We start from the raw sequence: 14,536 nt of genomic DNA on the forward strand, positions 1-14,536 counted from the left end.
CTGCATTAGGTTACTCAGAAAATGGTACTCAACGTGGGAGCGAATAAAGCTCTATCGAGAGTTGGTGGTCTCAGCGTTGTGAAACGCCTTGCCTGTACGCTTTTCCGCTGTTTTTGTTTCCGCGAATATGGTGGTCAAGCCAACGCGGTGATGGATTTTATACCCTAGCGAATCCATAAATGTTGCTGTTTGAGAGGACTGCCATATTTCACTGTGGTCCTCCACGCAGACTACTTTGGGCAACCAGCGACTCCAATCGTTTGATTGTAGGATCTTCAAATCGGATCCTTCGCAATCGATGTTCAGTACATCAATGTGGGCGAAACTCGAACGCTCTAACAGGTTGGCTAGAGTATCAGAGGGGACCTCAATCGAGTCTACAACATCCTGAAACTTGTCGGGGACTTTATGGCTATGTTCCTCCAGGCAGTTGAACGCACCGAATTTATACCGGGAGAGTCGAAGTGTTCCGGGTGAGTCAGAAACAGCAGAACAAAGAAACGAATCTCGCGAACGAAAGCGAGCATAAAGATGTTGAAAATCTGGATTAGCATCGATCGCTAGACCACTCCAACCATGGCGATACAATTTGTAGGTGTTTGATAGATATATCGGATGAAACGCACCGACATCAACGTATACACCAACGTATTTTTCGGGAAAGAATCCAGGTATGACCATGTCTTCACCAAACTGGGACCAAGTCCTTTGTCCCATGCCCAGTTCAGCCGCGCTGAGGCCCCACATCCAAGGTGTCAATAGTTTTCTTAGACTGCGTTTAAGCATTGGGCAACCTTCAAATCCGAAAAACTAAAATCTGAGAGGCACATCTTGCAACCGGTTTGGCTACTCGCGTTATATCCATTGACACCAACGGAGTCGGTGACTTCAAATCTTGCCGCCGAGGGCCAATGGTCAATGATTCCGCCACTGTATAAGAAAGCATCTATGTCGTAAATTCCCGGCAACAAGATGGGACTATCGATTTGTATGGAGAATGATTCCACGTTGGAAGCAATCTGGCCAGTATCAAGATGCTCTGACGATATCGTGATTACGTTTTCACGGTAATTGTTGTAAACGTGGAGGCTGAAATGACAACGGCTCGACGGATCATGTGTACTCAAATGTACATCGATCAAGATTGGGGTTCGAGCTGGGAACCTGTTCCTTGCGGGTATCAACTTTTCAATAACTCTTGCTTTTCCAAAGGGCGACTGACGGCTGACTGCGGCACCAAGCTCCTTGCTGTCTCCACTGTATTTGTCGATAGCGGTCGCGACGTCGCCGGTGAATTCGACGGCCCCGCGTCTTAGCAAGACGGCCGAGTTGCACAGCGCCTGCACAGCAGCCATGTTGTGACTCACGAACAGGACTGTTCGACCGCTTTCGGCGACATCTTGCATTTTGCCGAGACACTTCTTTTGAAACTCGGCATCGCCAACCGCGAGAACCTCATCGACGATGAGAATTTCTGGATTGAGGTGTGCCGCGACCGCGAATGCGAGCCGAACGTACATTCCGCTGCTGTAACGTTTTACCGGCGTGTCGAGAAACTTTTCGACACCAGCGAAGTCGACGATTGCGTCAAACTGTCGGGTGATCTCCGGGCGACGCATTCCGAGGATGGCACCGTTCAGGTAGATGTTTTCTCTTCCGGTGAGTTCGGGATGAAAGCCCGTTCCTACTTCGAGCAGCGAACCGATACGTCCGAACAACTCGACTTTCCCGGTCGTGGGTTCGGTGATTCGGCTGAGCACCTTGAGTAGAGTCGACTTGCCGGCACCATTGCGTCCGATCACGCCAACGACATCGCCTTTGTTGATTTCGAGGTCGATGCCCTGGAGCGCCCAGAATTCTTCGTGCGTCGCCTTTTCGAACGGATTGCGAATCTTGTTCGAGATCGCCTCCCCGAGATTGGTGGCACGGTTTCCAGCTTCGTGTTTGATGCGATAAGACTTGGACAAATCGCTGATCCGGATTGCTGTCTCAGTCATTGGCTGACTCCCCAACACGTCGTTATTCTCAATGCGAAGTTGAGCGTGCTCATCGATTCGCTAGATGACATCGGCGAATCCTCTTTCGGAGCGACGGAAGGCGAAGGCGCCCAGGATGAAAGTCATCGTGGCTGCGAGGATGGAGTAGCACATCCACGCAGGTGCGATCTCACCTTCACCTAAAAGCGTCCAACGAAAGAACTCGACGAGGCTCGCGAGCGGGTTGAGCATGTAGATGCTTTGATATTGCGCGGGAACTTTTTCGTTGATCGCCGCGAGTGAATATCCCACCGGGCTCGCGTAGAGCAGGAACTGAACCGCTACCGGGATCACGAAGCGAAGGTCTCGATAACGAACCATGATGCTGCTGCACCAGAACCCGATCCCGAGGGCAAACATCAACAAGAGGCTTCCCGCGACCGGCATTAGCAAAATCCGAAGTCCCGGATTGATTTGGTAGATCGCTAGTAAGAGCAGCATGACGATCAGGCCAACGCCAAAATTTACCAGCGGTTGGAACGCACTCGAAAGTGGCAAGATCAAACGGGGGAAATAGATTTTGCTAACGAGGTGGGAATTCGTGACCATCACGGTGGAAGCCGCGGTCAGGGTCGTCGAAAAAAGGGTCCACCCGATCATCCCCGCGAGCGAAAACGCGAAGTAGGGAAGTGCACCCGACGGCATCTCGGCTAGCATTCCGAAGACGAACGTGAAAATCCCAGCACCGATGAGAGGTTGGAGGACAACCCATGCCACGCCTAGCAAGGTCTGTTTGTAAACGAGTTTGACGTCTCGCATTCCGAGTGTGAACAACAGATCGCGAAACTCCCAAATGTCGCCGAGTCGCAGCGATCGCCAACCGCTGACAGGTTCGATCACCAGGTGCGGCTTGGGATCCGCCGTTTTGCGGTTGATCGTCTCACGTTGGTCATTTCGGTACCCGTGTGACGAAAGCTCGGGTGTGGTGGCGGTTATCTCGCTCATGTTCGCAGGCTTTGGATTGGTTTGCGATTATGGATACGGGAGCTTGCGATCTATCGACGGGTTCGAACGCCTGACGGCGGCGTCGACTAAGCATGGCGTCGACTAAGTATTCGGTGCGGCTACGGCGGGTTCCTGCGATGCACCAGAAGCGTTGCCGGCCGGCGTGTTCAGATCGTTCAGGTGTGGTTTGGGCACCGTTTCTTCGCCAAAACCTTGTTCGATCAAACGATGACGCATGCGAGCGAGTTTTGATTTCTCTTCCCAGCGACGTTCGGTCCAGCGCTTAACGTGATTCTCGATCTCAGCGACGAATCGTGCCGACGAGAACTCGGTGCTTCGTCGGTGCAACTCGGTGGGATCAAACAGGCTGAACTCGATTTGCGTTTCGAATCGTTCGACCGCTTCGATGAGTGAGTCCGGGGTTTGTTCATCGAAGAACAGGCCGTGTTCACCGTCGACGACGGACTCGGTGACGCCGCCTTTGTTGTAGGCGATTACCGGTGTGCCGCAGCTAAGTGCTTCGACAGGCACGATTCCGAAATCTTCTTCGGCGGCAAATACGAGTGCTTTCGCTCGTTGCATGTAGTCGACGAGGGTTTCCATCGGCGCGTGTCCGAGGATTTCGACGTTGGGGCCCGCGATTTGGCGTACCGCTTCCATGTCCGGGCCGTCACCGATCACAACGAGCTTGCGATCGCGGAGCTGGGTGAACGCCTCGACGATCATTGGCGTTCGCTTGTAAGGAACCATCCGTCCGGCCACGAGATAGAAGTCTTCGCGGGGCAGCGTTGATAGAGAAAACTGTTCTGTGTCGACGGGAGGATGGACGACTTTGGACTTGCGCCGATAGACTTTCTCAATCCGACGCGAGATGAAATTGCTGTTTGCGATGAACTGGTCCACGCCCAACGCGGAACGTACATCCCAATTCCGGATGTAGTGCAAGATCGCACGTGCCATCATCCCGCGAGGACCGAACTTCAGCCCTGCTCGGTCGAGGTATTGGTGTTGAAGGTCCCACGCGTACCGAACCGGGCTGTGGCAATAGCAAACGTGCAATTGGTCGGGCCCGGTGATGACGCCCTTTGCCGCGAGATAAGAGCTAGAGACAATCAGGTCGTAACCGGAAACATCGAGTTGTTCAATCGCGAGCGGCATCAGTGGAAGATACGCACGGTGCTTTGCCTTCGCCATCGGAAGGTTTTGAATGAACGAGGTCGTGACTGGTCTGTCTTGGAGAAAGCCCCGTTGGTCTTCTTCAAGGAAATCGAACAGTGAGTACACGTCGCAGTGCGGGAACACCTTGATCAGTTGCTCGACAACCTTCTCGGCACCGCAGTACGTGTAGAGGAAGTCATGGACCAACGCGACGCGGAGGTGTCCGAATTGGCCGGGCGAAATCGAGCTAGCCATATTGGGCTTGCCATCCGCTGCGTTTCGTGCCGCGTCGAAGCCTGACCCGACGGTCATTGCGGCTTCCTTCTTGCGAACGACTTCGAGGCTGTAATCGGTGACCAATCGAGAGAACAACACCATGCGTTCGCTGGCGAGTTCGAGTGAGTCATGTGCCGCGACTTCCACGGTTGCCGGCACGGACGCGCCGTGTGTTTTGCGTTCGGCAATGGGGATGGTGGCGTGGAGTCTTTCGCAGGCCAGGAGTTCAGGATTGTCGCTCTCCCAGACCAGACGACGACTCTTGGATTCGGGACCGGGGAAACAGATTTCAACTTTGACGAAATCGAGGTGTTCGGCGGCTCTGCAAACGCCCTGCCACCATTGGCTGATCGTGGTGACGTGATTGAATTCGAGCTGTAGGCTTTCAAAGCTGTCGCGATGGCGACGCGATGCCCGGTCGAGTTCGCGTTTGTCACGAAGCGCTTGCACCATTTCTTCGGTTCGAACCGAACCCGCAAATCGAAACGTTCCCCACAAGAGAGGAATCAACAGAGCGAAACCACCGAGCGTGCTCCATCCTTCCATCGACAATGCAATGAGACCGATTCCAACCGCCAACAGCGAGACGACGTGGAGGAAGATCACGGCCTGCATGTGCGAGAACCCGCGATCAAGAAGGCGATGGTGAATGTGCCCGCGTTCGGCTGAGAAGATCGAGCGACGTTGTTGGTATCGTCGGCGAAACATCGTCAGTACGGTGTCCGCAATTGGGATGCTCAGTGCGAGCGACGGAAGCAAAACGCCTCGCATCGTTCCGATCAACGGGTTGGCAACGACCATCATGGCAGCAAGCAGGAAACCGATCGTCATGCTTCCTGAGTCACCCATGAACGTTTTTGCCGGGTGCCAGTTGTAGAACAGAAATCCGATCAAACTTCCCGCCAAAGCCAACGGAATGATTGCTGCGGCGACTTGTCCATTGAGTAGCAAGCAGATCGCCAATACGGTCGAAGCAATTAAAGCGATGCCGCCGGCGAGCCCGTCGAGTCCGTCAATGAAGTTGATCGCGACCGCAATGGCCACGACCCAAAACATCGTCAGCAGCCAGTTGACCCAGCCGAGGTTGACCCAAAGTTCTCCCGCAAACCACAACTCGCCGATCACTCCGCCACCCCCGCACACCATAGCGGCTGCCGTGAGTAGCGAGATGAGTTTGAATCGTGAGGAAACCGAGCGGATGTCATCAACAAGGCCAACTCCGAAGACAAACAGGCTCGCACCGCAGACTGCGAGGAGCTGTTGATACACCGATTTCGACAGTGGGTAGTCGAGAAGTTCGAGCGTGATGACAGAAACCAGGACGCCGCTGAGAATTCCGGCGATGATTCCGATTCCGCCCAGCCGCGGAGTCGCTGTGACATGCACCTTTCTCGCGTCCGGGGTGTCGAGCACACCGAGTTTGCGAGCGAAATAGATTGACAGTGGCACGCAAGCGAGCGTTACGAGTAGCGCGACGACTGCCGGAAGTATCTCTACGATTTGGTTCATCTCTTGATACTCTCGTCCGTGCTGATGGGGGCCATTCGGTGCCGTTTAAAAGCGAGCACGATTGGCAGAGTTGTTTGGGGTTGGACTTCAGAGGCGCGCACTTCGTGCACTTGGGTGACCATGTGTGGCTTCCCGGTTTGACTTTCTGACGTGGAGCAGGCCTCGTGTCAGAAAGGGGACAGCCAGTGAGAAAACGCTCGGCCATTGATTGGGCACAGGCGGTCTCTGAGCTGTCGGGCGTAGTATGGAGACGAAAAAATTTCATCGTCAAGCATCGCCTGAAGCAGGCGGATCGAAACGACGACGCAGATCGCGATGCGCGTCTGTTTCTTAACATTGTTGCGAGGTGTTTATCCGGCGGTTTTGATGATTTTTACGCAATGTGAAAGGCCAGTTTCGTTTATGTGAAGTTTCGAAACGCCCCGGCGGAGGCAAGTTGCGAAAGCCGTTGCTCCCTCTGCAGGCAGTGGACGTGCGCTATGAATGATCCGTTGACCGTTTCCATTTGGTCACGCCGTACTCATTTGGTCACGCCGGCGTCTGTGTCACTGGACGTCTGTGTTGTTGGACGGTCTGAACGATCGGTATCGAGTGGCCGTCAACCTGGTCTGCTGAATGGGTATTGGTGAACTGTGACTAGGGACTGCACTTGCAAAATAGAGGCAAGTGCCTGCCACGAAACGGGATGCAGCCGTGCTGCAAGCGAATCATTTTTCGAGCGGGTTAATAGCTCATGCAGCGTTCGTCAGTCACGCCGCACTGCGATGGTTCGCGAGCGAACGCAAGGTGTCTTGCGCTAGTTGGGTCATGAGCGCATCAACAGTCGTGCGAAAATCGAACAGCACTGAAAGGCTCACCGAAGGTTGGGCAGAGCCGATGTCGCATCGAAAGCGAGTGATGCCGGAAGAAGGTAGCTCAGCGATGGGGCGAGTGCGTGTTGAACAGCACGCCGGTCGCGGCATAAGTCGTTGGTGCAAAGAGAGTTGCGGCAGGGCGGGCGGCGGCTATTCGTCGCCCACTAGCGTGGTGGGTTGGTCTTCGTCGAGTGTGGACTCGGGCTTTTCGAGAGTCACTGTTTCGTAGAAGTGAGTTACCGGGTAGATCTCGTAGAACCGATGCAGTAGCAGTTTGATCTTGTGCAGTCGGCCAGACGTTCGAAAGTTTTCGCAAGAGTCTGCTTTCGATTTCCATTGAACGATCAGCATGTACTGGCTCGAATCGTCAACCGATCGCTGAACGTCGTGGCTGATGTAGCCACTTGCGTTCGTGATCAACTCGAGGGCAACAGGAAGCGTTGACTCGAACTTCTTTTGAAATCCCGGATGCACGTGCAGCAGGGTGTATTCGGTCACCATCGTGAGCGTCTCAGCGTGTGCGTCTGAATGAAGGTCGACAGCTAATAGCGACTGGTTTTTCGCTGGCGTTGGAGGATAGGAGATAAGTAGCAGGTGTCAAGCATCGCTGGCAAATCTCATGCGGCGAAATGGTCTTTACGTGTTTCGCTCCGCAACCGCGACGCGAAGTTCTCGTTGATGTGTGCGAGTAAGCCCAGGCGGGAATGAAGAAACAGAGAAGGCGGCGCCCTGAATCTTAACATAGAAAATATGGGTGAACCTATTTGCAGCAGGCATCTCGGGGCATTCAATTTTGGTTAGGAACAGACTTCAGATGCATCGTCAAATGTGAGGAATGGTCGATTCCGAGGTCGGGCAAAACAAGATCTCGTTAACTTGATGAACCTTCCGCGAGACTCGCTTTACAGGAAGCAGGCGTACGTACAATCGCCCCAAAAGTAACAGTCGCTCCGAGTGCGGCAGTAAGAGTCCACAATCTGTTCCCTGCAATTCGAAAGATCAGGATCCCCTCATGACACGTGCGATGAATCGAATCGAGTCATTGTTTAACAAGCTCTCTAATAAGAGCAATCGAAAGCGACAAAGCGAACGGCGGAAACGCAAGAACCGTTTGTCCATGGTTGAAAATTTGGAAGGGCGTCGGCTGATGGCCGTTGTCTATGAAGCTGATTTCAGTACGGACGGTGCCGGGTTTGCCGACCACTCAACCTCATCACCACCAGCAGCAGGTCCAGCAACCAGCGGGCCTCACGGTACGGCACCGAACGCTTGGACATTGTCGTACGACACAACTCCAGCCTCCGACAGCGGCGGAAATGAATTTAGCGTCGAAGCTTCGACGCAGGGGCTGAACTCAGGTGGGTCTGGTCTCGTCCTTCAGTCAGCTGACTGGGGTGGCCAGGGTATATTTGAGAGTCAAGACATCGACGTTTCGAGTCTGAGCACGGTCGACGTGGCGGCTGTCGCGTTGGGTGAAGGCTCCGACTTTATCAACGCCGGTTCCGAACAGTTCGCTTGGTTCTATAAGCTCGACGGCGTTCGCACCGACAGCACAACCTACACAGACCCAACGCTCGATACCGGAGCAAGTCTTGACTGGACGCTCGCAGGTTTGAATGTCGCCGGCGTCAACGACTTGGTGGTGGGTTTCGAGTTCAACATCAACGGAGGTGGTGATGGTTTTGAGATCGGTAGCATCACCGTTGACGACCTTGGCGGTGGAGGTGGCACCGACGTAAGCATCACCGCGACGGACGCCGTCAAAGCCGAAGGCGATTCCGGAACAACTTCGTTCACCTTTGATATCATTCGCACCGGCGACACGAGTGGCACCTCGGATGTTACTTGGACGGTCAATAACGTTGACACAGACGCAGCAGATTTTTCGGGCACGCTGACTGGCACCGAGAACTTCCTTGCCGGCGAAACGACCAAGACCGTAACGATCGATGTCGTCGGTGATACGACCGCTGAATCGGACGAAGACTTTACGGTCGATTTGTCTGCTGTGGTCGGTGCAACGATTACGGCTGGCACTGCAATCGGAACGATCCAAGACGATGATACTGCTGCACCTGCAGCCGATCTGATCATCACCGGTGTCGTTGACGGTCCGCTGAGTGGCGGAACTCCAAAGTCAGTTGAGTTCTACGTCGTCAACAACATTCCCGACCTCAGCATCTATGGCTTCGGATCGGCCAATAATGGTGGCGGCTCGGATGGCGAAGAATTCACATTCCCCGCCGTCGCAGCTACCGCAGGTGATTACATCCACGTTGCAACGGAATCGCCAGGCTTCACCAGTTTCTTCGGGTTTGCTCCCGACTACACCGACGCCAACGCGATCAACATCAACGGTGACGACGCGATCGAGCTGTTCCAAAATGGGACGGTGATCGACGTCTTTGGCGATATCAACACGGACGGCACCGGCGAGGCCTGGGACCACCTTGACGGTTGGGCCTATCGCAACGATGGCACCGGGCCGGATACTTCGACGTTCGTGCTTGCTAACTGGTCGTTCTCGGGTATCAATGTGCTTGACGGCGAAACCGACAACGGATCTGCTTCCACGCCATTCCCAATCGAGACCTATAACGCCGGTGGTGGCGTGGCTTCGGTGGCCATCACTGCGGTTGACTCAATAAAATCCGAGGGTGACGCCGGCTTGACCGACTTCACTTTTGAGGTGACTCGCTCGGGGCCGCTCACCGGTGCCCTGACGGTTGACTACGACGTGATCGCCTCAGGTAGTGCGGGCGTTGCTGATTTGGCGACTGATTTCTCGGCGGCGGCGTCGGACTACTCCGGTCAGGTAACCTTCGCGGATGGTGTCGGCGGCTCGCAAACGATTACGGTTCGCGTAAGCGGTGACACGACCGTTGAATCGACTGAGTCGTTCACCGTCGAGTTGTCCAATGCATCGTCAGGTGTCATCGGCACCGCTTCAGCCGCCGGTTCGATCCAAGATGACGATACGCCGCTTAGCAATGCCGTTATCAACGAGTTCGTGTTTGATCACATCGGTACCGACAGCAATGAGTACATCGAGATCTTTGGTGCCGCATCCGAAGACCTTTCGGCATACTCAGTCTTGGTGATTGATGGAACTGGAACGACGGGTAACATCAAGCACGCCATCACGCTGGGTACTTCAGATGCGAGCGGCTATCAGTTGGCAGGCGGTGATGTGCAAGCCGCGGAAACCTTTACCAATGGCGACGACCAAACGATCTTGTTGGTCCGTGGTTTCTTTGGGTCGGTCGGCGACGACATCGATATTGCTGACGACGGAGTCATCGACAACGTCCTCTGGACTGACCTGATTGATGACGTTGGATTGGGTGGTGACGCCACGTTCGTTTATTCGACGACATCTCTGACTGCCGAATCACTGGGTGACGGAAGTATCCACGATCCGGGTGGAGCGTCTCGGATTCCTAATGGTTTCGACACAGATACTGCGGCTGACTGGCGACGTAACGACTTTGACGGCGACGGTCTTCCCGACTACGGAATTACCGGAACCGCAATCGACTTTGGTGAAGCCATTAACACTCCGGGTACCGCCGCAGGTGGTGGCATGGGCGATCCTTCGCCGAACGCTTTGGGAGTTCCCATCGTCCCAGCACTGACTGTGTTTGAGTCGGACGGGGTTACCAATGTTTCCGAGTCGGGTGTTTCCGATTCCTTTACGATCGGATTGACCACCAATCCAACCTCGCAGGTCGACATCACCGTGACGCCGAACGCGGACATCGATCTTGGTTCGGGATCCGGCGTGGCAATCACTTTGACGTTTACCGATCGGTTGCCTCAAACCGTCACGGCTGTCGGTTTTGATGACGGTGACATCGAAACTGCGATTGAAACGGGATTGATCACGATTGCCGCGTCATCGATGGACGGGGACTACAATGGCAAGACCGCATCCGTCACCGCGAATATAGCGGACAATGACGAGTCGGTCGGGCCAGCGTACCTCAATGAGTTTGTGATCGATCATCGCGGGTCAGATCTCGATGACTTTGTCGAGATCAAAGCGGGCAATAACGCAAACCTGAGTTCATTGACGTTGTTGTCGATCGATGGAGACGGCGAATTCAGCGGCAACATCGATGCCACTGAAATCCTCGGCACCGCCAATGGTTCGGGCTTCTATGTTGTCAATCCATCCGATCCGCTTGGATTCTTCAACGACACCAATTTTGCGTTGGTGGAAGGGTTTGCCGGAGGAGTCGGTGATGACCTGGACGTTGATAACAATGGTACGTTTGACTGGTTGGATTCGCCGGTTCCGTCCGGTGGAATGAGCGCCGCACCGTGGACCGTTCTTCGTGACGCGGTCGCAATCCCAGCCTCCGGAGATAGCACTTTCGGATTCGTTGAACTGACCGCCGCAACGCTTGCTGACGGCGATTCGTTTGATCCGGGCGGGGCATCTCGAATTCCCGATGCAACCGGTCCGACGACGGCTGCGAGCGACTGGGTGCGAAACGACTTTGAAGGCCAAGGTCTGCCGAACTATCCATTCACCACACCAGCGAATCCGTCTGCACCAGGCAATGCGTTGAATACGCCTGGCTTAACCAACACTCTGAACAACGGAATTGGCGTTGTTGAAACGTTCAACAGCACGGACGTAGAGGAGGGGGGCGCGAGCGACTCGGTTCTGGTCTCGATTAACGGAATCGCGTTGACGGGTGACGTCACCGTGACAATCACGCCTGATTCTCAATTGGACCTGGGTGCGGGGGCCGGCACCGCCGTCACTCGGACCTTCACCTCGTCCTTCAGCGGGCCGTTCTCGATTGACGTCGACGCGGTGAACGATGCGACGACTGAAGGTCCGCACACGGGCATGATCTCGTTCGAGATCACCGCGAGTGCCGACGCTAACTACGCGGCTGGTACCACGGCTCCGGATGTGGCGGTGAACATCACCGACGACGAATCGCCGACTCCGCAAGTTGCGATCAGCGAAATCATGTACAACCCGGCTTCGATTGAAGATGGGGCTCTTCCTGAGTGGATCGAGATCGTCAACACCGGAACGACTTCAGTTGATATCAATGGTTGGTCCTTTGATGACGAAGACGGTACGGACTGGACCGCGATATCCGGCGCTTCGCCATTGGCATCGGGCGGTGTTGCCGTGATCTTTGACTCAGCTTATACGTCGTCGGCTGACTTCCGCAATGAGTGGGGTGTGCCCGCTTCAGCGCAAGTCCTTGGTGTCACCTGGGGTAACTTGTCGAACTCACCTTCGTCAACCAACGAGATCCTTGGGTTGTATGACGCCGGTGGGGCGACCATCGACCTGGTTAATTACGATGATTCGGGTGATTGGCCTTCGGACAACGGCACCGCCAGTATCTTCTTGACCAACCTTGCCGCCGACAACAACGTGGGGGCGAACTGGGAGTTACATGACACCTCGGCATCGCCGGCGCAGGATCCAGTGCCGACCAACCCGACGGGGACCGGAACGGCGTTTGACGACACCGACGAAGGTTCGCCTGGAGAGGTTCCCACGTACACGCCTGGTAGCTTGACGGTTGGGATCGGCGCAAGTGCCGATGGTTACGAGCAAACCAGCCCGGTGCCAACGATTCCCGGACGGTTTGTCGTGACTCAAACGGGGGTCAGTGCAACCGACACCGTGATTTCTTACTCGATTTCCGGTGGCTCCGCGTCCGTTGGAAGTGACTTTACCGCTCCGTCGGGCACGGTGACGATTTTGGCCGGTCAAACGACCGCGGACATCGACATCCCGGTTCTGGATGACGCAGGCTTCGAAGGCACCGAGGACTTGGAAATCACCTTAGATTTGGTGACCTCCGGTTCGGCAACCATCGACGCTGCGGGTTCGACTGCAGCCATCGATATCTTCGACAATGATCCGGCGATCGGTTACGCCGCTGGCGACGTGATCATCAACGAGATCATGAAGAATCCTGACTTCGTCTTAGATTCCGAAGGCGAGTACTTTGAGGTGTATAACACCACCGGAGGTGACGTCGACCTCAACGGTTGGGTCATTTCCGATAACGGCACTGACTCGCATGTTATTAATAATGGCGGCCCGCTAATCGTGGCTTCCGGTGGATACTTGGTGCTCGGCATCAATGCCAACAGCGGAGCCAACGGCGGCATCACCGTCGACTATGAATACGAGGGTATCGCACTGGCTAACGGTGACGACGAAGTTGTGTTGACGGACGCTACCGGCACGGAGATCGATCGCGTCGAATACACCGACGCCGACTTCCCTGGCGTTACCGGAGCTTCGCTTGAGTTCCTCCCATCGTTGCTCGGTGGTGGCGATGACCACACCCAAAACGACCTTGGAGCAAACTGGCAAGCCTCGACGACTCTGATCGGTGCCGGCCCGGATCTTGGAACGCCAGGAGCGATCAACAGCGCGGCATCACCTGAGATCAACGTGACCGGTCTGACACTCACCATCAACGACGGTGACGTCACGCCATCGAGCACCGACGGCACCGACTTCGGTGGCGTGGTGATCGGATCGCCTGTTACCAGCACCTTCACCATCGAGAACCAGGGGGCAGCGTCGCTCGACGTTTCCGCCATCTCGTTGACAGGAGTTGACGCGGGTGAGTTCAGCATCAGCAACGTCAGTGTCGCTCTGCCGACCAGCGTCGCGTCGGCTGGCTCGATCACGTTCGACGTGACGTTCAATCCGACTGCAGTCGGTGCCAAGAACGCCACCGTCGAGATCACCAACACCGACCTCGATGAAGGCACCTACGACTTTGCCATCACCGGAAATGCGACAGCAGCTCTCTCACCAGAGATCACTGTTGAAAGCAACTTCACGGAGATTGTTGACGGAGATGCCACGCCTGACGCCGCAGACAACACCGACTTCGGTTCGGTCGACGTTACCAGTGGCCTGGCAGTGGAGACGTACTTCATCAGCAACGATGGAACTTCGGATCTGACCATTCCAGCAAGCGGGGTCACCTTCAGCGGTGCGGCCGCTGCTGACTTCACCGCGATTGCCGCAACCGGTTCGACCGGCTTCGATCCGGCTGTTGGCGTCGTGATCGCTCCTGGCGACACCGCTTCCTTCAGCGTCGAGTTCGATGCGAGTGCCACCGGTGCTCGTAACGCAACGGTCAACATCGCCAACGACGATGCGGACGAAAGCCCATACGACTTCGCGATCACCGGAAACGGAGTCAACGCAGCCACGAACATCGTTATCAACGAAGTGGATGCAGACACCCCAGGTACCGATTCGGCTGAGTTTATTGAGCTGTTCGGCCCTGCGGGAACTTCGCTCGATGGTCTGTCGGTGGTGCTCTACAACGGCGACGATGACGCGTCATACGACTCGATCGATCTCGATGGCCACAGCATCCCCGCGGATGGCTACTTCGTAATCGGAAGTGCCTCGGTGCCAAACGTCGACTTGGTTGAGTTCACCACGAACGGCATCCAAAATGGTCCCGACGCGGTTGCACTCGTGGTTGGCGACGCAACGAGCTACCCGAACGACACGCCGATCGCTTCTTTGGCCGCAGGCAACATCGTTGACGCGGTCGTTTACGACACCAACGACGGAGACGATTCTGCCTTGTTGACGGGGGTCGGTGAGACCACTCAGTACAACGAAGACGAAAACAGTGATGGAGACATCGAGTCCAACAGCCGCGTACCCAATGGACTGGATTCGAGCCCATTCGTTGCACAAGCACCAACGCCAGGTGAGTCGAACGATCCGATCGT

The 14,536-nt window shown here is 55.4% G+C and carries 6 protein-coding genes; 1 reads left to right on the forward strand and 5 read right to left on the reverse strand.

Annotated elements, in window-relative coordinates; genetic code table 11:
* Window positions 1–51 precede the first annotated feature (51 nt).
* From RSSM_RS09520 to RSSM_RS09545, 5 genes are all read right to left on the reverse strand, one after another.
* On the reverse strand, window positions 52–786 hold the full coding sequence (locus RSSM_RS09520; protein WP_044302012.1) for an FkbM family methyltransferase: 735 nt from the start codon (window positions 784–786) through the stop codon (window positions 52–54).
* Window positions 768–1,997: an ABC transporter ATP-binding protein gene (locus tag RSSM_RS09525; RefSeq protein WP_008677206.1), complete on the reverse strand. Its 1,230-nt coding sequence runs from the start codon at window positions 1,995–1,997 to the stop codon at window positions 768–770. Before RSSM_RS09525 ends, RSSM_RS09520 begins: the two co-directional genes overlap by 19 nt.
* Before the next feature lie 60 nt (window positions 1,998–2,057).
* Window positions 2,058–2,981, reverse strand: coding sequence for an ABC transporter permease (locus RSSM_RS09530; RefSeq protein WP_008677209.1), 924 nt, complete (start codon window positions 2,979–2,981; stop codon window positions 2,058–2,060).
* Window positions 2,982–3,083: 102 nt separating this feature from the next.
* Window positions 3,084–5,924: a glycosyltransferase gene (locus tag RSSM_RS09535; RefSeq protein WP_008677211.1), complete on the reverse strand. Its 2,841-nt coding sequence runs from the start codon at window positions 5,922–5,924 to the stop codon at window positions 3,084–3,086.
* Between the two features lie 1,004 nt (window positions 5,925–6,928).
* Window positions 6,929–7,279, reverse strand: a complete 351-nt coding sequence (locus RSSM_RS09545) for an antibiotic biosynthesis monooxygenase family protein (RefSeq protein WP_008677217.1) — start codon at window positions 7,277–7,279, stop codon at window positions 6,929–6,931.
* 511 nt (window positions 7,280–7,790) lie between these two features.
* Here RSSM_RS09545 and RSSM_RS09550 point away from each other — a divergent pair.
* Window positions 7,791–14,536: lamin tail domain-containing protein (locus RSSM_RS09550; protein WP_044302014.1), on the forward strand; the 6,746-nt coding region annotated here is incomplete at its 3' end.

It is taken from the genome of Aporhodopirellula sallentina SM41 (genome assembly GCF_000346505.1).
Classification (GTDB): domain Bacteria; phylum Planctomycetota; class Planctomycetia; order Pirellulales; family Pirellulaceae; genus Rhodopirellula; species Rhodopirellula sallentina.